Genomic DNA, 25,052 nt, shown 5'->3' with positions numbered 1-25,052 from the left:
TCGCTCCGGTCCGATGGGGATAAGACCTGGTCAGGATAGACCGGGCTGGCCGTTGGCCCGCCAGGTGCTGACGACCACCTTGGCCGCCCCGGACGAGGCGTCGGCGATCTCCACCGCGGCGATCGCGATGTTCTGGCTGGTGCGGTCGCGGATGCAGAGCAGCCGGCCCGCGGTGACCCGGTTGAAGGTCAGGTCGGTGTCCGGCCGGGAGTCGATCGCGGCGGCGCACTGCTCGGGGGTGACGGCGGCGTCGCTGATCACCGCGAAGTCGGACTGACCGTCGCCGACCGAGTCGAAGGAGTCGGCCTTGCCGCCGCAACAGACCGCCTTCTTGACGCCCAGGCCCCACTTCAGGCCGCTGGTGCTGCGGGGCACCACCTTGCCCGAGTTCAGGTCGATCCGGTACGCGTCGCTGGCGTACTCCGTCCCCGGGATGGCGAGCGAGACCTTCTCCAGCGCGGGGGTGTAGCCGCTCGGCCGGGCCGGCGCGGAGACGCCGCCCGCGGTCGGGGAGGCCGACTTCGAGGACGAGGCCGGCGGGGTCTTGCTCGCGGTCGGGCTCGGGGCCGTCGTCGGGGAGTCCGCGGCCGCGGGCGTGCTCGAAGCCGGCACGGGCTGGCTGCCCGGCGTCTGCGGGGCGGAGGCCGCGCTGTCGGTCTTCTTGTCGTCGTACCCGAGCTTCTTCATCAGCACCACGCCGCCCGCGGTGCCACCGAGCGCCATCACCAGGGCGACGACCAGCAGCGCCTTCCAGGAGACGCCCCTGCGCTTGGGCTCCGGCGCGGGGGCCGGGGTGTCGGTCACCACCGGGCCGGGCGGCGGGGTGTCGTGGGAGGGCGGCTCCTGGCGCAGCTGCATGGTCGGCGGGGCGGAGATCACCGGCCCGGTCGGGGACTCGGCGGTCGGCTGCGGGGCGCCGTACGCACCGAGCGGCGGCGGGCCGAAGCCCGGCGGCGGGGTCGCCGGCGGCTGCTGCGGGGCGCTGTACGACACGGCCGTCGCCGGGTGGGTCGGCTGCTGCGGCGGCGTGGCCGCGGTCGGGGCGACGGTGGGTGCGGCCGGGGTCGGCGGCGGGGTGGCCGGCGCGGCCGGCGCGGCCGGCGCGGCCGGCAGCGGTGTCGGCGGGGTCTTCGGCAGGTCCGAGCGCCGGGTGATCTCGGTGTTGACCTGCTTGGGCAGCCAGTCGTCGGCGAACCGCAGCTGCCCGCCGACCGACGGGTGGTTGCGGGCGATCTCGATGATCTCGGCCGGCTTCGGCCGGTCCTCGGGGGACTTGGCCAGGCAGCGCAGGATCAGCTCGCGCAGATCGGCCGGGACACCCTCCAGCTCGGGCTGCTCGTGCACCACGCGGTAGAGCACCGCGGTGTCCGGGCCGTCGCCGAACGGGCCGGTGCCGCCGGCCACGTACGCGGCCAGCGCGCCGAGGGCGAAGACGTCGGTGGCCGGGGTGACCGGGCGGCCCTGGGCCTGCTCGGGGGACATGAAGGCGGGCGAGCCGATCCGGTAGCCGGTGCCGGTGAGGGCGGTGGCGTCGGCGGCCCGGGCGATGCCGAAGTCGATCACGCGCGGGCCGTCGCCGGCCACCAGCACGTTGGCGGGCTTGAGGTCGCGGTGCACCACCTCGACGCTGTGGATCGCCTGCAGCGCCTCGGCGATGCCGCCCATCAGCAGGAGCACCGTGCGGACCGGCAGCGGGCCGTTCTCCCGGACCACCTGCTGCAGCGACGGGCCCGGGACGTAGGCGGTGACCAGCCAGGGTGCCTCGGCGTCCACGCCGGAGTCGATCACCTGGGCGGTGTACAGCCCGTGGATGCGCTGGGCGTTGGTGACCTCCTGGGCGAACCGGCGGCGGAACTCGCCGTCCTCGGCGAACTCCGGGCGGACCACCTTGAGGGCGACGGGGCGGCCGCCCGGCGTGTAGGACAGGTAGACGCGGCCCATGCCGCCCGCGCCGAGCCGGGCGAACAGCCGGTAGCCGCCCACCTCCCGGGGGTCGTCCGGGTGCAGCGGTTGGAACACCGGGGGCAGCGGGGAGGCGACGGCGTCCCGTGGTGCGTCGGCAGTCATACGGTGGGTCCCCCTGGGAGAGCGTGAGGTCATCGGCCGGCCGCGGGTGATGACGGGTGCCCGGGCGGCGGTCTGGCGAGGCATAACCTATCGACCCGTCAGCTCGCTTCGCAGGTCGGTGCCGGTTTGGTTGCAGAGCTGGGACCTTGGCATGGCGCGTGCGTCCCGTTCCCGGGCCGCGAAGGCCCCGGCCCCCGTGCGTGTGCACGGGGGCCGGGGCCTTGTTCGACTGCCGCCCGACGGGGTCGGGCCGGGGCCGGAGCGGGATCAGAGCGAGAAGATCTCCTCCAGCAGCGCCCGCTGCTCGGCGGCGTGGCGCTTGGCCGAGCCGACCGCCGGGGCCGAGGAGGCCGGGCGGGCGACGCGGCGCAGGCGAGAGCCGTTGGCGCTGCGGCCGATGACGACCTGCAGGTGGTCGACCAGGTTCATCGCGATGAACGGCCAGCCGCCCTGGTTGGCCGGCTCCTCCTGCGCCCAGATGAACTGGACGTCGTCGCCGTAGCGGGCCAGCTCCTCCTGGAGCTCGGCCACCGGCAGCGGGTAGAGCCGCTCGACCCGGACGATCGCGGTGTCGGTGACCCCGCGCTCGGTGCGCGCCGCCTCGACGTCGTAGTAGAACTTGCCCGCGGTGATGACCACCTTGCGGACCTGCGCCGGGTCGACGGTGGTGTCGCCGATGACCGGGCGGAACGAGCCGGACAGGAACTCCCCGGTGGCACTCGCCGCGGCCTTCAGACGCAGCATCGACTTCGGGGTGAAGACGACCAGCGGCTTGTGGTGCGGGTTGTGCGCCTGCCAGCGCAGCAGGTGGAAGTAGTTCGACGGCAGGGTCGGCATGGCGACCGTCATGTTGTTCTGCGCGCACAGCTGCAGGAAGCGCTCCGGGCGGGCGGACGAGTGGTCCGGGCCCTGGCCCTCGTAGCCGTGCGGCAGCAGCAGGACGACGCCCGAGTGCTGGCCCCACTTCTGCTCGGCGGACGCGATGTACTCGTCCACCATGGTCTGCGCGCCGTTGACGAAGTCGCCGAACTGCGCCTCCCACATGACCAGCGCGTTCGGGCGGGTCAGCGAGTAGCCGTACTCGAAGCCCATGGCCGCGTACTCGGACAGCAGGCTGTCGTACACGGTGTAGCGGGCCTGGTCCTCGGTCAGGTACAGCAGCGGGGTGTAGTCCTCGCCGGTGTTCCGGTCGATCAGGACGGCGTGGCGCTGGCCGAAGGTGCCGCGGCGGCTGTCCTGGCCGGCCAGGCGGACCGGGTGGCCCTCCATCAGCAGCGAGCCGATGGCGAGGGTCTCGCCCATCGCCCAGTCGATGGTGTTGTCCTCGACCGAGGCGGCGCGGCGCTGCAGCTGCGGCAGCAGGCGCGGGTGGACGGTCAGCCAGTCGGGCAGGTTGACCTGCGAGGCGGCGATCCGCTTGACCATCTCCTCGGAGATGCCGGTCTGGATGGAGACCGGGAAGTCGGCGACCGGCTTGCCGTTGGCGGCCGGGGCCGGGGCCTGGGCGGCGTCGCGGACCTCGGCGAAGACCTTCTCCAGCTGGCCCTGGAAGTCCTGGAGCGCCTGCTCCGCCTCTTCCATGGTGATGTCGCCGCGACCGATCAGGCCCTCGGTGTACAGCTTGCGCACCGAGCGCTTCTTGTCGATCAGGTCGTACATCAGCGGCTGGGTGAACGACGGGTTGTCGGCCTCGTTGTGACCGCGGCGGCGGTAGCAGATGAGGTCGATCACCACGTCCTTGTGGAACTCCTGGCGGAACTCGAAGGCGAGCCGCGCGACGCGGACCACGGCCTCCGGGTCGTCGCCGTTCACGTGGAAGATCGGGGCCTCGATCATGCGGGCCACGTCGGTGCAGTACATCGAGGAGCGCGAGGACGCCGGGGCGGCGGTGAAGCCGACCTGGTTGTTCACCACGATGTGCACGGTGCCGCCGGTGCGGTAGCCGCGCAGCTGCGACATGTTCAGGGTCTCCGCGACGACGCCCTGGCCGGCGAAGGCCGCGTCGCCGTGGATCTGGATCGGCAGCACCGGGAAGGTGGTGCCGCCCTGGTCCAGGATGTCCTGCTTGGCGCGGGCGATGCCCTCGACGACCGGGTCCACGGCCTCCAGGTGGGAGGGGTTCGCGGCGAGCGAGACCTTGATGGTCTCGCCGTCCAGGCCGGTGAAGGTGCCCTCGGCGCCCAGGTGGTACTTGACGTCGCCGGAGCCGTGCATCGACTTCGGGTCGAGGTTGCCCTCGAACTCGCCGAAGATCTTGCCGTACGGCTTGCCGACGATGTTCGCCAGCACGTTGAGGCGGCCGCGGTGGGCCATGCCGATGACCGACTCGTCCAGGCGGTGCTCGGCTGCGGCGTCGATGGTGGCGTCGAGCAGCGGGATGAGCGACTCGCCGCCCTCCAGCGAGAAGCGCTTCTGGCCGACGTACTTCGTCTGCAGGAAGGTCTCGAAGGCCTCGGCGGAGTTCAGCCGGCGCAGGATGCGCAGCTGCTCCTCGCGCTCGGGCTTGGTGTACGGCTTCTCCAGACGGTCCTGCAGCCACTTGCGCTGCTTCGGGTCCTGGATGTGCATGTACTCGATGCCGACGGTGCGGCAGTACGTGTTGCGCAGCAGGCCGAGGATGTCGCGGAGCTTCATCATCCGCTGGCCGCCGAAGCCGCCGACCGCGAACTCGCGCTCCAGGTCCCACAGGGTGAGGCCGTGCGTGGTGACGTCCAGGTCGGGGTGCTTGCGCTGCTTGTACTCCAGCGGGTCGGTGTCGGCCATCAGGTGGCCGCGCACGCGGTACGCGTGGATCAGCTCCATGACGCGGGCGGTCTTGTTGACCTCGTCGTCGTGGGTGGTGGCGACGTCGGTGGCCCAGCGGACCGGCTCGTACGGGATCCGCAGCGACTCGAAGATCTCGTCGTAGAAGCCGTTCTCGCCGAGCAGCAGGCGGTGGATCTCGCGCAGGAACTCGCCGGACGCCGCGCCCTGGATGACGCGGTGGTCGTAGGTCGAGGTCAGCGTCATGATCTTGGAGACGCCGAGGCGGGCCAGGGTCTCCGGGGAGGAGCCCTGGAACTCGGCCGGGTACTCCATGGCGCCGACGCCGACGATGGTGCCCTGGTTCTGCATCAGGCGCGGCACGGAGTGCACGGTGCCGATGCCGCCGGGGTTGGTCAGCGAGACCGTGACGCCGGTGAAGTCGTCCATGGTCAGCTTGTTGGCGCGGGCCCGGCGGACGATGTCCTCGTAGGCCTGCCAGAAGCCGAAGAAGTCGAGGGTCTCGGCCTTCTTGATGGCCGCGACGACGAGCTGGCGGTCGCCGTTGGGCTTCACCAGGTCGATGGCCAGGCCCAGGTTCACGTGGTCGGGCTTGACCAGGAAGGACTTGCCGTCCTCCACCTTGTAGCTGTGGTTCATGCCCGGGTGCGCCTTGACGGCCTTGACCAGGGCGTAGCCGATCAGGTGGGTGAAGGAGACCTTGCCGCCGCGGGCGCGCTGCAGGTGGTTGTTGATGACGATGCGGTTGTCGATCAACAGCTTGGCCGGGACGGCGCGCACCGAGGTCGCGGTCGGCACCTCCAGGGAGGCGTCCATGTTGGTCGCGACGGCCTTGGCCGGGCCGCGGAGCTGGACCAGCTCGGGGCCGGTGGCGGCGTCGGCCGCGGCCGACGCCGGGGCGGCGGCCTTGGGGGCCGGCGGCGCGGCGGGCGCTGCGGCGAGCGGCGCGGGCGCCGGGGCCGCGGCGGGGGCCGGCGCGACCGGGGCGGCGGGGACCGGCGCGGCAGCGGCGGGCGCGGGGGCAGCGGCAGGGGTCGGCGTGGGGCCGGCCTGGGTCGCGGCCTGGGTCACTGGGGTCACCTCGGTACCGGGCTTGTAGTCGGCGAAAAAGTCCCACCAGGCTCGGTCGACCGAGTTCGGGTCCTGGAGGTACTGCTGGTAGATCTCGTCGACGAGCCACTCATTGGGGCCGAAGCCAGTGGAGCTTGCCGAGCTGTTTGGGGGTTCTGGGGACTGTGGCGACACGGCGGCAACCGCCCTCTTCCGCTTCCTTTTGGGATGTTTGGACAGCGGGGATTAAGGCTACGCCCCTGACCAGTGATCGCGCAGTCCCCAGGGCGCAGGCGTCGCCCAGATCACAGTCCTGACCTGCAGTTTGGCTGAAAATGTGCGTTAGAAACTCGCTAGAGATGGGAACCGATCGCGCTTGATCGGGCACCATACCCGGACAAAAACGGACAAAACCTGGGACGGTCTGCGGACGATCCTCCGGTCGCGGCTGTGTCGCTTCTGTGACATGGGCAGTGCCCGAATCGTTGCTCCCGGTCACCGGGGGCCGGGCAGCCGGACCTCGATCCGGCAGCCGTGGGCGGCCTCGGCCACCTCGATCCGCCCGCCGTGCAGATCCACCGCCCAGCGGGCGATGGCCAGCCCCAGGCCGGTGCCGCCGTCGGAGCCCGGCCCCTGGGCGGTGGCGGTGCCGCTGCGGCTGAACCGCTCGAAGACCCGGCTGCGGTCGGCCGCCGGGATGCCCGGGCCCTCGTCCTCGACCTCCAGCAGCAGGGCGCCGGGCCCGTCGCCGGGCCGGGCGCGGACCGTCACGGTGCCGCCGGGCGGGGAGTGCTTGCAGGCGTTGTCGACGAGGTTGGCGACAACTTGGTGGAGTCGTTCCGGGTCCGCCACACCGGTCAGCCCGGCCGGGCTGACCTCCAGGGCGAGCCGGACGTCGCCGCGCCGGGAGAACGCCCCGCCGGCCGTCGCACCGTCCACGGTGACCCCGCGCAGCACGCCGTCCAGGAACTCGCGGACCTCGAACGGGCGGGCGTCCAGGTCGACCACGCCGTCGTCGATCTTGGAGAGGTCCAGGAGGTGGGTGACCAGTCGGCCGAGCCGCTCGGTCTGCTCCAGGGCCGCGCCCAGGGTCGCCTGGTTCGGCTGGACCACGCCGTCGACCACGTTCTCCAGCACGGCGCGCAGCGCGGCGATGGGCGTGCGCAGCTCGTGCGAGACGTTGGCGACCAGTTCGCGGCGGTGCCGGTCGGCGGCCTCCAGATCGGCCGCCATCTGGTTGAAGGTGGCCGCCAGCTCGCCGATCTCGTCGCGCGAGTTCACCTCGACCCGGCGGCTGTAGTCGCCGGAGGCCATCGCGCGGGCGGCGGCGGTCATGTCGCGCAGCGGGGCGGTGAGCCCGTGCGCGAGGAACTGCATGAAGAGCAGCGAGGCGATCATGGAGAAGACCATGATGATCCGGATCTGCGTCTCGGACCGGATCGCCACGACGACCATCCCGGTGGCCAGGAAGACCGAGACGATCACCAGGAGGGCGAGCTTGCCCTTGATCGAGCGGACCGGGTCGAGCGGCCGGATGTCGGCCCAGACCCGGCGGGCGGCGCGGGCGGCCAGGGTCGGCCGCCGGGTGCCGTCGGCGGCCCCGTTGCGTTGCTGTGGAAAGGTCATTGGTCCCTGTGATCCCCCACGTGCGGTGGTCCCCCGCATGGTGTGCACGGCGGTTCGGGACGCGGGCCCCCCGGAGGCCCGGTGCCCGAGGCGCCGCCTAGGAGAGCGGAGCCTCCAGCGCGTATCCGACACCGTGCACGGTGCGGATCCAGCTGGCGCCGATCTTGCGGCGCAGCGCCTTGACGTGGCTGTCGACGGTGCGGGTGCCGGACGCGTCCGTCCAGTCCCAGACCTCGGCCAGCAGCTGCTCGCGGGTGAGCACGGCGCGCGGCTGGGCGGCCAGGCAGGCGAGCAGGTCGAACTCGGTCGGCGTCAGGTGGACGTCGCCCGAGGACAGCCGGACCCGCCGCTGCACGTGATCGATCTCCAGCTCGCCGAAGCGCAGGCTGCCGAGCGCGGGCGTGCGGGCCGCCTGCTGGGCGCGCTCGACGCGGCGCAGCAGCACGTTGACCCGGGCCGCCAGCTCCCGCATGGAGAACGGCTTGGTCATGTAGTCGTCCGCCCCGACGCCGAGGCCGACCAGCAGGTCCGTCTCGTCGTCGCGGGCGGTCAGCATCAGAACCGGCACCGGGCGCTGGGCCTGGATCCGGCGGCACACTTCCAGGCCGTCGAACCCGGGCAGCATGATGTCGAGGACGACCAGGTCAGGCTGCCAGGTGTGGAAGCCGTCGACCGCGCCCGGACCGTCGTGGGCCACGGCGACCTTGAAGCCCTCCGCGCCCAGTCGGGCCGCGATCGACTCCGCGATCGTGGGTTCGTCCTCCACCACCAGCACTCTGCGCTGGCTGCTCACCGTGCCGCCGCTGTTGTGGTTGTCCTGCTGAATTTCTGTCACGGTCACGCCACCGCCCCCAGGGCTGCGGGCCGGCCACCTGTGGGGATGGCGGGGCTCCGCTCGTAGTCTTGTTCCGTCGTGGACTGTGCCGGGTCCGCCGTCCCGTTTCGAACGCGCGTGGATCGGTGGACAGGTGTGGACTGCCCACGTCTCCCGCGCACTCCGCAGCGTACGGACAACGGGTGGTTCCCGGCAGGTGGACCGGACGTTTCCGGCCCGCGGGCCGGCTTGTCGGGCCGCCCTCGGACCCACTCGGAAGTGGGCACGGGCCGATACCTTACCCGGCGAATTTTCACTGCGTAACGGTATGTATGCAGTCCAGTTGACGCCTAGCCGCCGGTCAGAGCCGCTACTCGTGCGTAAACAGAGGGATGGTCCGGACCAAATACCGGGGTTCCGGCTGCAGCCGGCCCGCCGATCTTCACGGGGATTTCCCAGCCGACTCCCAGGGCCCGGACGTAACGTGGCCACGACAAGGATCGGGGGGCGGGATTTCCGGCGTTCGCCGGTACGTTGGGCACCGGACGGGGAGCCGAGGGCTGCGGGGTCTGGAGCGGAGGCGGCATGGCGGGGCTGCGGATCGGCGCCGAGCGGAGCGGGCCACGCCGAGGGCCCGGCGCGGGCACCGGTTCCGGGCCGCCGTACGGGATGCTGCGGCTCGGTCTACGGTCGGTCCTGCTGGGCTGGCTGCTGGCCCGGGTGCCGACCCCGCGGCGCAACCCCTTCGCGCTCGGCTACGTCGCCGTCGTCGGCGCCACCACCACCTTCGCGATGCTCGCCGACCCGGACCTGGTGCTCCGCCTGCAGGAGGCGTCCAGCTCGGACGGGGACAACCTGTTGCACCACCCGCTGCGCGCGCTGCTGCTCAGCGGCTTCTGGGTGGCCGGGACGGTCTGGATGCCGTACCTCTGGGCCTTCGCCCTCACCGTCGCACCGCTGGAGCGCCGCGTCGGCGCGGGGCGGGCGGCGGCGGTGTTCGCGACCGGCCACATCGCCGCGACGGTGCTCTCGCAGGCCGTGGTGATCGCCGCCGTGGCGACCGGGCGGCTGGAGCCCGCCGAGCTCGACCGCCTGGACATCGGCGTCAGCTACGGCGTGCTGGCCAGCCTCGCCGCCCTGGCGGGGCTGCTCCGCTCGCGCGGCCGGCTGCTCGCCCTGGGCGGTGCCGCTCTGCTGCTCGCCGACCAGTACACCACCGACCAGGACCTGGTGACGGGGATCGGCCACCCGGCGGCGCTGCTGGCCGGGGTGGCGCTCTGGCGCTGGCTGCGCCGCGTCCCCGACCGGCGTGCGCACCACCCCGGGGCGGTCGCCCAGGCCCCGGTGCCGGCGGGCGCCCCCGCCGCGCCCGCCGCGCCCTCCGCGTCCGGCGGGGCCGCGGTGCTCGACCGGATGTGACCCCTCGCAGGTGCTTTTGACGGGCCCTCCGGCACCCCTCCCTGTTCGCTCACGGCGAACAGGGGGCGGGGAACATCCGAGGCTTGCCAAACCTTAGTCAGGTCAGCTCAAGTTCACTGACTGGGGAGAGATCATGGCATCGACGTCCACACCGCTCACCCTGCCCGTGCTGCCGCTCGACGACGAGGTCGTGCTCCCGGGCATGGTCGTCCCGCTGGACCTGAAGGACACCGAGGTGCGCGCCGCGGTGGAGGCCGCGCGGGCCGCGGCCGCCGGCACCGGCAAGCCCCAGGTCCTGCTGGTCCCGCGGGTGGACGGCTCGTACGCGGCGGCGGGCACCCTCGCCACCGTCGAGCAGGTCGGCCGGCTGGCCGACGGCGACCCGGCCGCGCTGGTCCGCGCCGTGCGCCGGGTCCGGATCGGCGTCGGCACCACCGGGCCCGGCGCCGCGCTCTGGGTGGAGACCACGCCGTTCCGGGAGTCCTCGGTCGGCACCCCGGTGGCCGGGCGTGCAGCCGAGCTGGTCAAGGAGTACAAGGCGCTCTCCACCCAGTGGCTGCGCAAGCGCGGCGCCTGGCAGATCGTCGACCGCGTGGCCCAGATCGAGGGCGTCGGCGAGCTGGCCGACAACATCGGCTACGCGCCCTTCGTCACCGCCGAGCAGAAGCTCAAGGTGCTGCTGGAGGCCGACCAGGTGGCCCGGCTGGAGTACGCGCTGACGCTGCTGCGCGACCACCTCGCCGAGGAGGAGGTCAACGACACCATCCGCAAGGACGTCGAGGAGGGCGTGGCCAGGCAGCAGAAGGAGTTCCTGCTCCGCCGCCAGCTGGAGGCCGTCCGCAAGGAGCTGGCCGAGCTGAACGGCGACCTGGCCGACGAGGAGGGCGACTACCGCGCCCGGGTGGAGGCCGCCGACCTGCCCGAGAAGGTCCGCGAGGCCGCGCTCAAGGAGGTCGACAAGCTGGAGCGGGCCTCCGACCAGTCGCCGGAGGGTTCCTGGATCCGCACCTGGTTGGACACCGTCCTGGAGCTGCCGTGGAACGAGCGCACCGAGGACGCCTACGACATCGCCGGCGCCCGCGCGGTGCTGGACGCCGACCACTCCGGCCTGGCCGACGTGAAGGACCGGATCGTCGAGTACCTGGCGGTCCGCAAGCGCCGGGCCGACCAGGGCCTCGGGCTGGTCGGCGGGCGGCGCGGCGGCGCGGTGCTCGCGCTGGTCGGCCCGCCCGGCGTCGGCAAGACCTCGCTCGGCGAGTCGGTGGCCCGGGCCATGGGCCGCAAGTTCGTGCGGGTGGCGCTCGGCGGCGTCCGGGACGAGGCCGAGATCCGCGGTCACCGGCGCACGTACGTCGGCGCACTGCCCGGCCGCCTGGTGCGGGCCGTCAAGGAGGCCGGCTCGATGAACCCGGTGGTCCTGCTGGACGAGATCGACAAGGTCGGCTCCGACTACCGCGGCGACCCGGCGGCCGCCCTGCTTGAGGTGCTGGACCCGGCGCAGAACCACACTTTCCGGGACCACTACCTGGAGGTCGAGCTCGACCTCTCCGACGTCGTCTTCCTCGCCACCGCCAACGTGCTGGAGGCCATCCCCGAGCCGTTGCTCGACCGGATGGAGCTGGTCCGGCTGGACGGCTACACCGAAGACGAGAAGGTCGTCATCGCCCGCGACCACCTGCTCCCGCGCCAGCTGGAGAGGGCCGGCCTGAAGACCGGGGAGGCCGCGGTCGACGAGGAGGCGCTGCGCCGACTGGCCGGCGAGTACACCCGCGAGGCCGGCGTGCGGAACCTCGAACGCTCGATCGCCCGGGTGCTGCGCAAGATCGCCGCGCAGAGCGAGCTGGGCGAGCGCGAGCTGCCCGCCGCGATCGGCGCCGACGACCTGCGCGCCCTGATCGGCCGGCCGCACCACGTCCCCGAGTCCGCCCAGGAACCGGCCGAGCGGCGCACCGCCGTGCCCGGCGTGGCCACCGGCCTCGCGGTGACCGGCGCCGGCGGCGACGTCCTCTACATCGAGGCCTCGCTCGCCGACGCCGAGACCGGCGGTACCGGGCTCACCCTGACCGGGCAGCTGGGCGACGTGATGAAGGAGTCGGCACACATCGCGCTCTCCTTCCTGCGCTCGCGCGGCGCCGAGCTCGAACTGCCGGTCACCTCGCTGCGGGACCGCGGCGTGCACCTGCACGTCCCCGCCGGGGCCGTCCCGAAGGACGGGCCGAGTGCCGGCATCACCATGACCACCGCGCTGGCCTCGCTGCTCTCCGGCCGCAGGGTTCGTACCGACGTGGCGATGACGGGTGAGGTGTCGCTGACCGGGAGGGTGCTGCCGATCGGCGGGGTGAAGCAGAAGCTGCTCGCCGCCGACCGGGCCGGCGTCACCACGGTGATCATCCCCAAGCGGAACGAGGCCGACCTGGACGACGTCCCGGCGGAGGTGCTGGGGCGGCTCACCGTCCACCCGGTCTCGGACGTGCGGGAGGTGCTCAAGCTGGCCCTGGAGCCGGCCGAGGTGCTGGTCGCCGCCGGCTGACGGTTCACCCGAAGGGGTGCGGAGAACCCGGCGCGGTTCCCCGCACCCCTTCGGGGCCCGTGCAACGGAGTGCCGCTCCACCGGGGCACCACCGGAGTCCTGCGGATCACCGTCGAGTAGCGGGCGGCGGGCGGTGTGGCCACACTGCGAAGATGCCGTCCCCCACGCAGCGGGCCCTGGCCAAGGTGCCGGCCGGGCTGCGCCCGTTCCTGGTCAGGCACCGCCGGCTGGTGAAGTTCCTGATGGTCGGCAGCCTCTGCTTCGCGCTGACCACGGTGCTCGACTTCACCCTGAAGTTCACGGTGCTGGAGCGGAAGCCGGTGGCCGCGCTCACCGTCGCGACCGTCGTGGGCACCGCGGTCTCCTACGTGCTGAACCGCCAGTGGTCCTTCCGGGCGGCCGGGAGGCGGCGCGAGGCGGTGCTGTTCGTCCTGGTCAGCGTGGTGGCCATCGTCGTCAACGACCTGCCGCTGATCGCCTCGCGCTACCTGCTGGAGCTGCGCGAGCCGCAGGTGACGGCCCTCACCCAGGAGGTGGCCGACTTCCTCAGCGGGATGGTGGTGGGCACCTTCGTCGCCATGCTGTTCCGCTTCTGGGCGATGCAGCGCTGGGTCTTCACCCGGACCGCCGAGCCGGCCGCCGCCCCGGCCGAGCAGCCGCAGTGGACCCCTTGACGAGCGCTGCGGACCAGGACGCCGGGCCGGCCGACCTCCTGCTCCGGCCCCACCGGGAGCGGCCGCCCGAACGCGGTTACGCTGCAAACGACCGGCCCGACGGCCGGGGAACGGCAGCCGAGCGCGGCGAGCGGGGTGAAGGGCGATGCGCGACACGGACGGCCTCCGGGCCGGTCCCGCCAGCCAGCAGGGCATGCGCCGGTCCAACCTGGCGCTGGTGCTCGGCGTGATCGCCCGCGCCCCGCGCTCCAGGGCCGAGGTGGCCGCCGAGACCGGGCTGACCAGGGCGGCCGTCTCCTCGCTGGCCGAGGAGCTGATCGCCGCGGGCCTGCTGGTCGAGGAGGGCCCGGCGGCGCCCAGCGGCAAGGTCGGGCGGCCGGGCACGGCGCTCGGGCTCAACCCCGAGGGGCCCGGTGGCCTCGGCGCCGAGATCGGCGTGGAGCACCTCGGTGCCTGCGTGGTCGACCTGCGCGGCGAGGTCCGCTCCTGGCGCCGCCAGGAGATCCGCAACCGGGACCGGCGCCCGGCCGCCGTCATGGCCGACCTCGCCGAGCTGCTGCGCCGGGCCACCGCCGAGGCGCGGCTGCGCCCGGCCGGGCTGGCACTGGCCGTCCCCGGACTGGTCGGCGACGGTGGCGGGGTGCTGCAGCGGGCCGCCAACCTGGGCTGGCGGGACGTGTCGCTCGCCGCGGAGCTGCGGCTCGCGCTGCGGGCCACGGGCGCGGAGGCGCTGGCGGAGCTACCGGTGGAGGCCGACAACGAGGCCAACCTCGGCGGGCTCGCCGAGCTCTGGCTGGGCGGCGGGCCGGACCACTTCCTGCACGTCTCGGCGGAGGCCGGGGTGGGCGGGGCGATCGTGGTCGGCGGCCGGCTCCTGCGAGGGGCCCGCGGCTACGCGGGCGAGCTCGGTCACGTTCCGGTCCACCCGGACGGGCCGGCCTGCGCCTGCGGCGCGCGCGGCTGCCTGGAGCAGTACGCGGGGGAGGCCGCGGTGCTGCGGGCCGCCGGCCTGGAGGGGATCCGCGGCGACTGGGTGGCGATGCTGGCGGAGCGGGCCGAGGCCGGTGACGAGGAGGTGCGCGCGGCGCTGGCCGGGGCCGGTGAGGCGCTGGGAACCGCCGCGGCCGGTGCGGTCAACCTGCTCGACCCGGCCGAGGTGGTGCTGGGCGGCGGCTACGCCCAGTTGGCGCCCTGGCTGCTGCCGGCGATGCGGGCCGAGCTGGCGGCCCGGGTGACCGTCCGTCCCTGGTCGGGCGAGCGACTGAGGGTCTCCCGGCTGGGCCGCCGCGGCCCCCTGCTGGGAGCCGCGGTCGGCGTGGTCCGGGCGATCGTCGCCGACCCGGGGCGGTTGGAGGGGTGACCCGGGTTCAGGCGGTCTCCGGCCGGTTCTCCAGCAGCTCGCGGCTGCGGCGCGGCGGGCGGCCGATGACGGCGGCGAAGGTGATGCCGACGCCGACCAGCGCCCAGGCCACCAGTACCGCGATCGGCTGGGTGAGCCCGGTGGCGTCGAAGTAGACGATCGAGCGGGCCGCGTCGGTCCCGGCACCGTTCGGGATCCAGGCACCGATCGCCCGCCAGAACGCCGGCATCATCGGCGGCGGGAAGACCCCGCCCGCGCTCGGGTTGCCGAGCACCACGAAGACCAGCACCGCGATGCCGATGCCGATGATGTCGAACAGGCACTGCAGCGCCATGGTGAACGCGCCGACCGCGAAGACCACCAGGGCCCCCACGCCGACCAGTCCCCAGAACCCGCCGGACAGCGCACCGAGCACCGGTCCGACGATGATCGCGCCGCCGATGCCGGCCGCGATCGAGTACAGCGCCAGGGTGCCGAGCCGGATCAGCGCGCGGTGGACGTTGGCGGGCTTGGCGCCCGCGCTGACGCCGAGGATCGAGGCGACCAGGTAGCCGCCGACGCACCAGCCGATCACCAGGTAGAAGGAGGACAGGCCGTTGGTGTCGGACTTGGGCAGCGGCACCACGTCCTGGGTCCTCGCCGTCCGGCCCTGGCTCTTCTCCAGAGCGGTCACGACGGCCTCGGCGGCCTTGGCGGCGGACGGGCCGCGCGCACCGCCGACCAGCAGCGTGTCCTCGGTGCCGGCGGGGTTCACCACCAGCGCGGCGTAGATCTTCTGGTCCTTGATCTGTGCGGTGGCGGTCTCCGCGTCCGGTGCGGTCACCGCCTTCACGGCCTCGTCCGGCACCGACTCCAGCGCCGCGACCAGCTTGGGGGAGACCTGCGGCGGGGCGACCACCGCGATCGACAGCTCATGCGGTTTGGGCTCGTGGAGCGCGCCGACGTACGAGGTGATGAAGCCGAGCTGGAGCAGGAGTACGGCGATCACCAGCAGCGCGGCGCGCGGGGTGACCGCTCCCTTCAGTTCGGCGAGGAGACCCTGCCTCGGTACCTGCCCGGCGGCGGTCATCAGACGACTCCTTGTCCATGGGGCCATAGGGGACGAGCAAATACTTCATACCATGAAATAGTTTCGTCGCCCGACGCGCCCCGCCGCCCGACGCGCCCCGCCGCCCCCGGGGCCCGACCGCCCCCGGGACCCGGCCCCTTCGGCGTCGTGCTCAGTGGCCGGCGATCAGCGACAGCCCGTAGAGGACGGCCGCCCCGCAGACCGCGAAGCAGGCGTACGCGCCGGCCAGGGCCAGCTTGCCGGAGCCCCCGGCCGCAGCGCCGGCGCCGGCGGCCGAGCGCCGCGCGGACAGCGCGGCCTCGCGGCGGGAGAGTGCCAGGATGCCCAGCGCGAAGACGGCGACCACGGCGACGGTGATGCCGAAGCTGAATCCGGCGGTCTGCGCCAGGGCGTTCCACTTGATGTGCATGGTGTGTGCTCCTCGGTCGGCGGCGCTCAGGCCGCGACCGTGGTCGAGGCGGTGGTGGGGACGGCGGCCGGGCCTGCCGAGACGGGGGTGACGGCGTCGGCCTCGGCGGCCTCGTTGACGTTGTCCGCGCCGACCGGCTGGCGGCGGGAGAGGACCCACATCGCTCCGGAGCCGGCCACCAGGGCGGCGCCGACCACGGCCACGCCCCAGTTGCCCTGCTGGGCCACGAAGGCGGCGGCGCCGGACACCGCGGCGGCGGCGGGCAGGGTCAGGCCCCAGGTGTAGACCATGCGGCGGACCAGGCTCCAGCGCAGCTTGCCGTTCGGGCCGCCCAGGCCGGCGCCCATGATGCCGCCGGAGCAGACCTGGGTGGTGGAGAGGCCGAAGCCCATGTGCGAGGAGGTCAGGATGACGGTCGCGGCGGCCGACTCGGAGGCGAAGCCCTGCGGCGCCTTGATGTCCGCCAGGCCCTTGCCCATCGAGCGGATGATCCGCCAGCCGCCCATGTAGGTGCCGATCGCGATCGCGGCACCGGCCGAGACGATCACCCAGGTGGGGGGCAGCGCGCCCTTCGGCAGGGCGCCGACCGAGACCAGGGTCAGGGTGATGATGCCCATCGTCTTCTGGGCGTCGTTGGTGCCGTGGGCCAGCGAGATCAGCGAGGAGGAGAACACCTGGCCGGTCTTGAAGCCCTTGGTGACGGTCTCGCCGTCGCTCCTGCGGGTGATCGCGTACGCCAGCTTGGTGGCGCCCCAGGCGGCCAGGCCCGCGACCAGCGGGGAGGCGATCGCCGGGATGAGGATCTTGGTGAGCACGGTGTCGAAGTTGACGCCGTTGACACCGACGCCGACCACGGTGGCGCCGATCAGGCCGCCGTAGAGCGCGTGCGAGGAACTGGACGGCAGGCCTCTCAGCCAGGTGAGGAGGTTCCACAGGATCGCGCCGACCAGGGCGGCGAAGATGATCTCCGGGTGGATGCCGGTCTTCTCGTTGACGATGCCGCCGGAGATGGTGGTGGCGACCTTCACGGACAGGAACGCGCCCGCGAAGTTGAGGACGGCCGCGATGGTGACCGCGACCTTCGGCCGAAGGGCCCCCGTCGCGATGGAGGTGGCCATCGCGTTGGCGGTGTCGTGGAACCCGTTGGTGAAGTCGAAGGCGAGCGCCGTGATGATCACAACGGCCACCAGGAACGAGATGTGTTCCATACCCAAACAATCGTCGTAGTTGTCGCACTGACGTTGGTGTCGGTCGCGACGGTAGGGAGGCTCGGTGAACGGAAGGTGAACTGGGCCGGGATTTACGGTTCCGTCAGTGTCGGTAGGGTGTCTGACACCTTGACGGAAGATGTCTCGAACGGCGCTGAGCTGGACATTAGCGGAGATCGTCCCGGTTCGCGTAGTTCGGTTGAGAGCTGCCTCACACCGGTCCTGCGAATTCACCGCCCCGCCCTGGTGCGGTCTGTTTCTGGCGGGTAACCCATGGCAGGATCGGCGGGGATTCCGGGGACCCCGGAGCAGACAGGTCGGGGAGGACACACCCATGGGCGGGGCTGCCAAGCACACGGAACCGGCCGGGACGAGACCGTGGGTGCGAGCCGCGCTGCGCTGCGGGGCCCTGCTCGCCGCCGCCGCGCTCGCGCTGCCGATCGGTGCACAGGCCGCGTACGCCGCACCCGACCCCGGCGCCCCGGGCGTCACCGCTCCGGCCGTCGCCTCCGGCGCCGACCCGCTGGCCGACGCCAAGGCCACCCTCGGCCCGATGCTCGACAAGCTGCACGAGCTCTACACGAGCGCCGAGGCCGCCACCGAGCAGTACAACGCCGCCGTCGCCAAGGTGGCCGAGCAGCAGGCCACGGCCGCCGACCTCAAGGACCGGCTGGAGCGCCAGCAGAAGCAGGTGGACGCCGGCACCGACGTCGCCGCCCAGCTCGCCGCCGCCCAATACCGCAACGGCTCCGCCTCCGCCTACGCCGAGCTGCTGCTCTCCAAGGACCCGTACGAGGCGGTCACCATCGCCGAGCTGCTCGCCGCCGCCAGCCGCTCGCAGTCCGAGTTCCTGGACCGGCTCAAGACCGACCGGGACGCGCTCACCGAGCTGCGGCGGAAGAACGACGAGGCGCTGAAGGCCGCCGAGGCGCTGGTCGCCCAGCAGGACACCGCCAAGGCCAAGGTCGCCACCGACCTCGCCGCCCTCGAACAGCTGGTCTCCTCGCTCACCGGCGCGCAGCGCACCGAGCTGGAGAAGCTGGAGAAGGTCAAGGCCGACGAGGCCCAGCTGGCCTTCCTCGCCTCCGGCGCGCTCGGCAAGGGCGAGCGGACGCCGTCGCTGGCGGGCCGCGCCGCCGTCGCCTACGCGCTGGCGCAGCTGGGCAAGCCGTACGTGTGGGGCGGGGCCGGCCCGGACGTGTTCGACTGCTCCGGCCTCACCTCGCAGGCCTGGCTGCACGCCGGCAAGCCGATCCCGCGGACCAGCCAGGAGCAGTGGGCCCAGCTGCAGCACGTGCCGCTGAACCAGCTGCGCCCCGGCGACCTGGTGGTCTACTACGAGGGCGCCACCCACGTCGGGCTGTACATCGGCGGCGGGCTGATCGTCCAGGCACCCCGACCGGGTGCGGTGATCAAGGTTTCGCCGATCGGCTCGATGCCGATCCTGGGTGCCGTCCGGCCCGACCCGGAGACCTCGCCGGACGAGGCGGGCGGCGTCTGGAAGGTGCCGGACCTCCCGGCCGGCTGGGACGCCGTCACCCCGATCGCGCCGGTGCCGGCCGCCCAGCTGCCGGCCGTCCCGAACCAGTCGACCCCCGCGCCCGGCACGCCGACCGCGCCCGGCACCCCCGACCCGGGGACGCCGACCCCGACCACCCCGGCTCCGGGCACCGGCACGCCGACCGACCCGGGGACGCCGACCGGGACGCCGACGACCACGCCGACCGGGACCCCGACCGGGACCCCGACCGGGACGCCCACCGGGACGCCCACCGGCACCGGCACCGGCTCGCCGAGCGGGACGGGGACGCCGTCCACCACGCCGACCGGTACGCCGACGACCACGCCGACGACCACGCCGACCGGGACCCCGACCGGGACGCCCACCGGCACCGGCTCGCCGAGCGGGACGGGCGCGCCCTCGTCCGGCTCGCCGAGCGCGACCACCACGGCCGGCGGCACCGGCTCGGCCCCGGCGTCCGCCCCGGCCTCGGGGAGCGCCCCGGCGACGCCGCTGCCGTCCACGCAGAACTGACCGGTCGCACGCGAGGGGCCGGTACCGCGGAGGCTCAGCGCTCGCCGCTGTCCGGCTCGAAGCGGACGACGACGGCCTTGGAGGTCGGGGTGTTGCTGATGTCGGCGGTGGAGTCCAGGGGCACCAGCACGTTGGTCTCCGGGTAGTACGCCGCCGCTCCGCCGCGGGCGACCGGGTAGTGCACCACCTTGAAGTGCGGGGCCCGGCGCTCCACGCCGTCCTTCCACTCGCCCACCAGGTCGACGTACGCGCCCTCGGCCAGGCCGAGCTCGGCGGCGTCGGCGGGGTTGACCAGAACGACCCGGCGGCCGCCGGTGATGCCGCGGTAGCGGTCGTCCAGGCCGTAGACCGTGGTGTTGTACTGGTCGTGCGAGCGGAGCGTCTGCAGCAGCAGCCGGCCGGCCGGCACCTCGGGCGAGGTCAGCGGGTTGACCGTGAAGTTCGCCTTGCCGGTCGCGGTCGGGAAGGTCCGGGAGTCGCGCGGCCCGTGCGGCAGGGTGAAGCCGCCGGGGCGGCGGACCTTCTCGTTGAAGTCCGCGAAGCCGGGCACCACGCGGGCGATGCGGTCCCGCAGGGTGTCGTAGTCGTCGGCGAAGTCCTCCCACGGCACGCTGTCCTGCGGACCGAGTACGGCGCGGGCCAGCCGGCAGACGATCGCCACCTCCGAGAGCAGTCCCGGGGCCGGCGGGCGCAGGCCGCCGCGCGAGGAGTGCACCTGGCCCATCGAGTCCTCGACCGAGACGAACTGGGCGCCCCGGGAGGTGACGTCCCGGTCGGTGCGGCCGAGGGTGGGCAGGATCAGCGCCCGCGCACCGGTGATCACGTGCGAGCGGTTGAGCTTGGTGGAGACGTGCACGGTCAGCCGGCAGCGGCGCATCGCGGCCTCGGTGACCTCGGTGTCCGGGCCGGCCGCGACGAAGTTGCCGCCCATCGCGAAGAACACCTCCACCCGGCCGTCGCGCATCCCGCGGATGGTGTCGACCGAGTCGAGGCCGTGGGCGCGCGGCGGCTCGAAGCCGAACTCGCCGGCCAGCGCGTCCAGGAAGGCCTTCGACGGGCGCTCGAAGATGCCCATCGTCCGGTCGCCCTGCACGTTGCTGTGTCCGCGCACCGGGCAGACGCCGGCCCCCGGGCGGCCGACGTTGCCCCGGAGCAGCAGGAAGTTGACCACCTCGCGGATGGTCGGCACGGCGTGCTTGTGCTGGGTCAGGCCCATCGCCCAGCAGACGATGACCTTGCGGGAGCCGAGCACCAGCCGGGCCAGCTCCTCGATCTGCTCCCAGGGCAGACCGGTGGCGGCGAGCACCTCCTCGCGTCCGGTGGTGCGGGCCTCGGCGGCGAACTCCTCGAAGCCGTGGCAGTGCTCCTCGACGAAGGCGCGGTCGACGCCGCCGTCCGCGTCCAGGATCAGCTGGTTCAGCGCGCGGAACAGGGCGAGGTCGCCGCCGAGGCGGATCTGCAGGAAGAGGTCGGTCAGCTTGGTGCCGTGGCCGACCAGGCCGCGGGCGTGCTGCGGGTTCTTGAACCGCTCCAGGCCGGCCTCGGGCAGCGGGTTGACGCTGACGATGGTGGCGCCGGCGCGCTTGGCCCGCTCCAGTGCGGAGAGCATCCGCGGGTGGTTGGTGCCCGGGTTCTGGCCGGCCACGATGATCAGGTCGGCCTGGTAGAGGTCCTTGAGCGAGACGCTGCCCTTGCCGACGCCGAGCGTCTCGGTGAGCGCCGAGCCGGACGACTCGTGGCACATGTTGGAGCAGTCGGGCAGGTTGTTGGTGCCCAGCCGGCGGGCGAACAGCTGGTAGGCGAAGGCGGCCTCGTTGCTGGTCCGGCCGGAGGTGTAGAAGGCGGCGCCGTCCGGGGTGTCCAGCGCGCGCAGCTCCTCGGCGATCAGCGCGAAGGCGTCGTCCCAGGAGATCGGCGAGTAGTGGCTGGCGCCCTCGTCCAGCAGCATCGGCCGGGTGAGCCGGCCCTGCTGGCCGAGCCAGTAGCCGGAACGCTCGGCCAGCTCGGCGACCGAGTGGGCGGCGAAGAACTCGGGGCCGATCCGGCGCTCAGTGGCCTCCTCGGCCACGGCCTTGGCGCCGTTCTCGCAGAACTCCGCGGTGTGCGTCTTGTCCGGCTCCGGCCAGGCGCAGCCAGGGCAGTCGAAGCCGTTCGGCTGGTTGACCTTGAGCAGGGTGGCCAGGGTGCGGCGCGGGCCCATCTGTTCGGCGGCCATCCGCAGGCTGTGGCCGACCGCGGGCAGCCCGGCCGCCGCGTGCTGGGGCGCCGACACCTCGGGGGCGTCCTGCGCCGGGTCGCTCTGCGGGGCCTGCTTGGCCATGACGCGCTCCTCGGCTGCTGGGTCGGCCACCGCGTCCTTGCGGGGCCTCGGCCCCGGTGCTGCGGGGACTCGGCCCCATCCTTTCACCCGGGCGGCGGTGCCGGGAGGCCCGCCGTCCCGGCGCCGGAGTGATGGGTGCCTGCGGGGCCTCCCGCGCCGCGCAGACAGGGGGGCGCGGTGATCGGCACCTGCGGGGCCGGCAGGCGCCGGGGCCCGGAGGGCGGGGCCGTGCGGGCCGCCGGGTCCGACCCGGCAGGCCCGCACGAGCCGAAGCCGCAACCGTTCACCCCGATGTGCTCCCCCGCCGCTATGGTGACCCGGTCACGGTGAACGCCGTTCGGATCCGCGGGACTTGGTGGTTGGGGGAGCGCAATGGAGGCTGGGGAGGTGCTGGACGGCCGGTACCTGTTGGAGGCCAAGCTCGGCGAGGGCGGCTTCGGCGTGGTCTGGCAGGCCCGCGACAGCAACATCGGCCGGCGGGTCGCGGTGAAGGTGCTGTCCGAGGAGAAGGCCCGTGACGAGGAGGCCGTCCAGCGCTTCGTCCGCGAGGCCAAGACCGCGGGCAGCCTCTCCCACCCGAACATCGTCACCCTGTACGACTACGGGACGGTGCGCGAGGGCGGCTGGTCCACCCACTACCTGGTGATGGAACTGGTGCCCGGCCGGCCGCTCTCCGCGCTGCTCCGCGAGGGCACCCCGGAACTGGAGGTCTCGCTCAAGTGGGTCCGACAGGTGTGCAAGGCCCTGGCCGCCGCGCACGCCTCGGGCGTGGTCCACCGGGACATCAAGCCGGAGAACATCATGATCACCGACGGCGGTGAGGCCAAGGTGCTGGACTTCGGCATCGCCCGGCTGCTCACCCAGTCCGGCGGCGCGCTCACCTCCACCGGCGTGGTGATCGGCACCCCGCCGTACCTGGCCCCCGAGTGCTGGGCCGGCGACCCGATCGACGGCCGGGCCGACCTGTACGCGCTCGGCGTGGTGCTCTTCCAGCTCTGCACCGGTCAGCGGCCGTTCAACGCGGGCTCGGCGGTCACCATGATGTACCAGCACCTGAACGAGCCGCCGCCGCCGGTCCGCACCCCCTACCCGGCACTCGCCGCGCTGGTCCGCGAGCTGCTGGCCAAGAGCCCGGCCGACCGGCCCGCGGACGCGGCCGAGGTCCGCCGCCGGCTGCGCGAGATCCGGCTCGGACCCGAGGAGCCCACCCCCGAGGCGCTGCGCAAGCGGGCCGACCGGGCCTGGGAGCACGGGGCGGAGGGCCGGCCGGGGGAGGCCGTCGCGATGCTGGTCCCGCTGGTCCCGCAGCTCGCCCGGGTCTGCGGTCCGCGTGACCTCCGCACCCTGCGCACCTGCCACGACCTCGCCCTCTGGCTGGCCCGGGACGGCAGCCCGGGCGCCGCCGTCGCGTTGCTGCGCGAGCTGGAGTCGGCGCTGACCGCGGAGCCGCAGGCCCGTGCCGACGTGGCGCGCGACCTCGACCGCTGGCAGCGCGCCTGCGACCGGGGCGGCCCGGGCACCCCGCGGCCGCTGGCGCTGGACCGGCTCCTCGACGGCGGCCCGCAGGGCGGCTGACGCCCGGCGGCGATCGGGCCGGCGCGGCCGGGAACCGCCGTCCCCGCCGCCCGTGCGGCCGGCCGTCCCGCCCGTCCGGGGCGAGGGCTGTCAACCGTACGGGCACCCGATTCGGCGGCATTCGGGCTTGTGTGAATTGATAGGAATTCGCCCACCGGGACCGTCTGGTGACCGGGCGGAGCGCGTTGATATACCTCGCAGGCAAGAGTCCGGGTGCGGTGTGCGGCCGCCCCGGCCAGCCGCGACGAAACTGGTGGTGACGCTCAGATGAAGCTCCTCCGTGTCGGACCGCCGGGCGCCGAGCGTCCGGTCGTGCAGGGCCAGGACGGCACCGCGTACGAGCTCTCCGGCCGGGCCCGGGACATCGACGGTGCCTTCCTCGCCGAGCTCGACCCGCAGGCACTGGCCCGCGACGTGGCCGCCGGCCTGCTGCCGGTGGCCGACATCGCCGGGCAGCGGGTCGGCGCGCCGGTCGCCCGGCCGGGCAAGGTGGTCGGGATCGGGCTCAACTACCGCGACCACGCGGCCGAGGCCGGGGCGCCGATCCCGGACGAGCCGGTGATCTTCCTCAAGCCCAGCTCCACCGTGGTGGGTCCGTACGACGAGGTGCTGGTGCCGCGCGGCGGTGAGAAGACCGACTACGAGGCCGAGCTGGCGATCGTGATCGGCCGCACCGCCCGCTACCTGGAGGACCACCGGGCGGCGGCGGGGGTCATCGCCGGCTACACCATCGCCAACGACGTCACCGAGCGCGCCTTCCAGTTCGAACGCGGCGGCCAGTGGGACAAGGGCAAGTCCGCGGAGACCTTCACCCCGCTCGGCCCCTGGCTGGTCACCGAGGACGAGGTGGCGGACCCGCAGCGGCTGTCGCTGCGGCTCTGGGTCAACGGCGAGCTGCGGCAGAACGGCTCCACCGCCGAGATGATCTTCCCGGTACTGGAGATCGTGCGCTACGCCAGCCGGTTCATGGTTCTGGAGCCCGGGGACGTGATCGTCACCGGCACCCCGGCCGGCGTCACCCTCGGCCGCCCGGGCACGCCGTTCCTGGCCCCGGGGGACATCGTCGAGATCGAGGTCGACGGCCTCGGCCGCCAGCGGCAGGTGCTCGGAAAGGCGTAGGACCGCTCGGCGCCCGCCCGTCCGTGCGGGCCCGGCGCCCGCACTCCCGCAGTCCCGCGTCCACGCGGCGCGGCCGTGACCCCGGGCACGGGGGTCAGGGCCGCGGTGTCAGCAGCTCGCGCAGCCGGCGCACCCGTGAGTCGTCCGGCCGCTCCAGTGCCAGCAGCCCGGCCAGCACCGCCGCGGTCTGCGGATCGCCGAGCGCCGTGGCCGCCGCCATCGCCACGAACTGGTCCACCAGCCAGTCCCGCAGCTCCTCCACCGGCACCGTCCGGCCCTCGTCCAGCCAGGTCAGCGAGGCGCCCTCGATCACCGCGATCCACGAGCGGACCAGCAGCGTCAGCCGCGGCCCGGCCTCCCGCACGCCGAGGTGGCGCAGCGTCCGCTTGAGCGCGGCCCGCCGCACGTCGTCCACGATGGCCGAGGTCCGCGCCGTCTCCACCACCGAACCGCCGCGCAGCAACGCCGAGTAGCCGGCGTCGTGCTCGGCCACGAAGGCGAAGTAGCGGTCCAGCACCGCCGCCAGCTGCTCGGTCGGCGTCCCGGTCAGCGGCACCGTGAACCGGCTGCTCAGCTCGTCCGCCGCGGTGCGCAGCGCAGCCTCGTACAGTTGCTGCTTGCCGCCCGCGAAGTAGCGGTAGACCAGCGGCCGGGACGCCCCCGCGGCGGCGGCCACGTCGTCCAGGCCGACCTCCTCGGGCGGGCGGGTGGCGAACAGCTCCAGCGCGACCGCGATCAGCTGCTCCCGCCGCTGCTCCACCGGCAGCCGCCGGTACCCGGCCCGTCGCGGGCGTGCCTGGGGGGACGGAACGGGCGCTGAGCTGGCTTCCATGGCGGTCAGCGTAGTGGCCGATCGACCGATCCGGCCCGGTCCTGCGTGGTACTTCTCGAACGGCCGTCCGTACGGCCCGCGGCTTCCCGGCGGCCGGGCCGCCGCCGGTCGAGGGTCCGGCCGCCGGGCCCTCCGCCCGTGGTGGGCGGGCCGCCGCCGCACCGCCGCCGACCGCCTCGCAC

General features: G+C 73.6%; 16 protein-coding genes. 7 read left to right on the top strand and 9 right to left on the bottom strand.

From position 1 onward, the window contains the following. Positions 1–30: 30 nt before the first annotated feature. The 4 genes from ACF9IK_RS13090 to ACF9IK_RS13075 all read right to left on the bottom strand — a co-directional run bounded on the left by ACF9IK_RS13090 (position 31) and on the right by ACF9IK_RS13075 (position 8,341). Positions 31–2,067, bottom strand: a complete 2,037-nt coding sequence (locus tag ACF9IK_RS13090) for a serine/threonine-protein kinase (RefSeq protein WP_395294393.1) — start codon at positions 2,065–2,067, stop codon at positions 31–33. A gap of 267 nt (positions 2,068–2,334) precedes the next feature. After that, a complete protein-coding gene (locus ACF9IK_RS13085; RefSeq protein WP_395294392.1) occupies positions 2,335–6,075 on the bottom strand; it encodes a multifunctional oxoglutarate decarboxylase/oxoglutarate dehydrogenase thiamine pyrophosphate-binding subunit/dihydrolipoyllysine-residue succinyltransferase subunit in 3,741 nt (1,246 codons plus the stop codon). A 300-nt stretch (positions 6,076–6,375) separates the two neighbouring features. Beyond that, complete coding sequence (locus ACF9IK_RS13080; protein ID WP_395294391.1) at positions 6,376–7,506, bottom strand: sensor histidine kinase; 1,131 nt, start codon at positions 7,504–7,506, stop codon at positions 6,376–6,378. 97 nt (positions 7,507–7,603) lie between these two features. Further along, positions 7,604–8,341 (bottom strand): response regulator transcription factor, encoded by a 738-nt coding sequence (locus ACF9IK_RS13075; RefSeq protein WP_395294390.1) that lies wholly within the window; start codon positions 8,339–8,341, stop codon positions 7,604–7,606. Positions 8,342–8,905: 564 nt separating this feature from the next. On the opposite strand from ACF9IK_RS13075, the gene ACF9IK_RS13070 reads away from it, so the two are divergent. The 4 genes from ACF9IK_RS13070 (at position 8,906) to ACF9IK_RS13055 (ending at position 14,303) form a co-directional block, all read left to right on the top strand. Next, positions 8,906–9,739 (top strand): rhomboid-like protein, encoded by an 834-nt coding sequence (locus tag ACF9IK_RS13070; RefSeq protein ID WP_395294389.1) that lies wholly within the window; start codon positions 8,906–8,908, stop codon positions 9,737–9,739. Positions 9,740–9,872: 133 nt separating this feature from the next. Further along, entirely contained in the window at positions 9,873–12,269 is a 2,397-nt protein-coding gene (lon, locus tag ACF9IK_RS13065; RefSeq protein ID WP_395294388.1) for an endopeptidase La, read from the top strand. Positions 12,270–12,421: 152 nt separating this feature from the next. Then, on the top strand, positions 12,422–12,943 hold the full coding sequence (locus tag ACF9IK_RS13060; RefSeq protein ID WP_395294387.1) for a GtrA family protein: 522 nt from the start codon (positions 12,422–12,424) through the stop codon (positions 12,941–12,943). 145 nt (positions 12,944–13,088) lie between these two features. Then, positions 13,089–14,303, top strand: a complete 1,215-nt coding sequence (locus tag ACF9IK_RS13055) for an ROK family transcriptional regulator (RefSeq protein WP_395294386.1) — start codon at positions 13,089–13,091, stop codon at positions 14,301–14,303. A 7-nt stretch (positions 14,304–14,310) separates the two neighbouring features. Here ACF9IK_RS13055 and ACF9IK_RS13050 read toward each other — a convergent pair whose 3' ends face one another. The 3 genes from ACF9IK_RS13050 to ACF9IK_RS13040 all read right to left on the bottom strand — a co-directional run bounded on the left by ACF9IK_RS13050 (position 14,311) and on the right by ACF9IK_RS13040 (position 16,989). Further along, on the bottom strand, positions 14,311–15,372 hold the full coding sequence (locus tag ACF9IK_RS13050) for an ABC transporter permease (RefSeq protein WP_395294385.1): 1,062 nt from the start codon (positions 15,370–15,372) through the stop codon (positions 14,311–14,313). 151 nt (positions 15,373–15,523) lie between these two features. After that, on the bottom strand, positions 15,524–15,781 hold the full coding sequence (locus ACF9IK_RS13045) for a hypothetical protein (RefSeq protein WP_395294384.1): 258 nt from the start codon (positions 15,779–15,781) through the stop codon (positions 15,524–15,526). Positions 15,782–15,807: 26 nt separating this feature from the next. Continuing rightward, positions 15,808–16,989 (bottom strand): inorganic phosphate transporter, encoded by a 1,182-nt coding sequence (locus ACF9IK_RS13040; protein ID WP_395294383.1) that lies wholly within the window; start codon positions 16,987–16,989, stop codon positions 15,808–15,810. Positions 16,990–17,371: 382 nt separating this feature from the next. On the opposite strand from ACF9IK_RS13040, the gene ACF9IK_RS13035 reads away from it, so the two are divergent. Continuing rightward, positions 17,372–19,024 carry a C40 family peptidase gene (locus tag ACF9IK_RS13035; protein ID WP_395294382.1) on the top strand — a complete coding sequence of 551 codons (1,653 nt, stop codon included), beginning with the start codon at positions 17,372–17,374 and terminating at the stop codon, positions 19,022–19,024. A gap of 34 nt (positions 19,025–19,058) precedes the next feature. Here ACF9IK_RS13035 and ACF9IK_RS13030 read toward each other — a convergent pair whose 3' ends face one another. After that, positions 19,059–21,344, bottom strand: a complete 2,286-nt coding sequence (locus tag ACF9IK_RS13030; RefSeq protein ID WP_395294381.1) for an FdhF/YdeP family oxidoreductase — start codon at positions 21,342–21,344, stop codon at positions 19,059–19,061. A 372-nt stretch (positions 21,345–21,716) separates the two neighbouring features. Here ACF9IK_RS13030 and ACF9IK_RS13025 point away from each other — a divergent pair, with 372 nt between their 5' ends. Both ACF9IK_RS13025 and ACF9IK_RS13020 read left to right on the top strand, forming a co-directional pair. Beyond that, positions 21,717–22,919 (top strand): serine/threonine-protein kinase, encoded by a 1,203-nt coding sequence (locus ACF9IK_RS13025; protein ID WP_395294380.1) that lies wholly within the window; start codon positions 21,717–21,719, stop codon positions 22,917–22,919. A 267-nt stretch (positions 22,920–23,186) separates the two neighbouring features. Continuing rightward, positions 23,187–24,038, top strand: a complete 852-nt coding sequence (locus tag ACF9IK_RS13020; RefSeq protein ID WP_395294379.1) for a fumarylacetoacetate hydrolase family protein — start codon at positions 23,187–23,189, stop codon at positions 24,036–24,038. A 94-nt stretch (positions 24,039–24,132) separates the two neighbouring features. Here ACF9IK_RS13020 and ACF9IK_RS13015 read toward each other — a convergent pair whose 3' ends face one another. Then, positions 24,133–24,870, bottom strand: coding sequence for a TetR/AcrR family transcriptional regulator (locus ACF9IK_RS13015; RefSeq protein ID WP_395294378.1), 738 nt, complete (start codon positions 24,868–24,870; stop codon positions 24,133–24,135). Positions 24,871–25,052: the final 182 nt, after the last annotated feature.

Source organism: Kitasatospora hibisci (assembly GCF_043950205.1).
Lineage (GTDB): Bacteria > Actinomycetota > Actinomycetes > Streptomycetales > Streptomycetaceae > Kitasatospora > Kitasatospora hibisci.
Note: the sequence above shows the minus strand (reverse complement) of the source record. Positions and strands in the feature narration are given on the sequence as shown.

Bases quoted from the DNA above. Each gene is read 5' to 3' on its own strand.
- ACF9IK_RS13055 (WP_395294386.1), top strand. From the start codon at position 13,089: ATGCGCGACACGGACGGCCTCCGGGCCGGTCCCGCCAGCCAGCAGGGC.
- ACF9IK_RS13025 (WP_395294380.1), top strand. From the start codon at position 21,717: ATGGAGGCTGGGGAGGTGCTGGACGGCCGGTACCTGTTGGAGGCCAAG.
- ACF9IK_RS13030 (WP_395294381.1), bottom strand. From the start codon at position 21,344: ATGGCCAAGCAGGCCCCGCAGAGCGACCCGGCGCAGGACGCCCCCGAG.
- ACF9IK_RS13080 (WP_395294391.1), bottom strand. From the start codon at position 7,506: ATGACCTTTCCACAGCAACGCAACGGGGCCGCCGACGGCACCCGGCGG.
- lon (WP_395294388.1), top strand. From the start codon at position 9,873: ATGGCATCGACGTCCACACCGCTCACCCTGCCCGTGCTGCCGCTCGAC.
- ACF9IK_RS13050 (WP_395294385.1), bottom strand. From the start codon at position 15,372: ATGACCGCCGCCGGGCAGGTACCGAGGCAGGGTCTCCTCGCCGAACTG.
- ACF9IK_RS13060 (WP_395294387.1), top strand. From the start codon at position 12,422: ATGCCGTCCCCCACGCAGCGGGCCCTGGCCAAGGTGCCGGCCGGGCTG.
- ACF9IK_RS13045 (WP_395294384.1), bottom strand. From the start codon at position 15,781: ATGCACATCAAGTGGAACGCCCTGGCGCAGACCGCCGGATTCAGCTTC.
- ACF9IK_RS13015 (WP_395294378.1), bottom strand. From the start codon at position 24,870: ATGGAAGCCAGCTCAGCGCCCGTTCCGTCCCCCCAGGCACGCCCGCGA.
- ACF9IK_RS13020 (WP_395294379.1), top strand. From the start codon at position 23,187: ATGAAGCTCCTCCGTGTCGGACCGCCGGGCGCCGAGCGTCCGGTCGTG.
- ACF9IK_RS13070 (WP_395294389.1), top strand. From the start codon at position 8,906: ATGGCGGGGCTGCGGATCGGCGCCGAGCGGAGCGGGCCACGCCGAGGG.
- ACF9IK_RS13040 (WP_395294383.1), bottom strand. From the start codon at position 16,989: ATGGAACACATCTCGTTCCTGGTGGCCGTTGTGATCATCACGGCGCTC.
- ACF9IK_RS13090 (WP_395294393.1), bottom strand. From the start codon at position 2,067: ATGACTGCCGACGCACCACGGGACGCCGTCGCCTCCCCGCTGCCCCCG.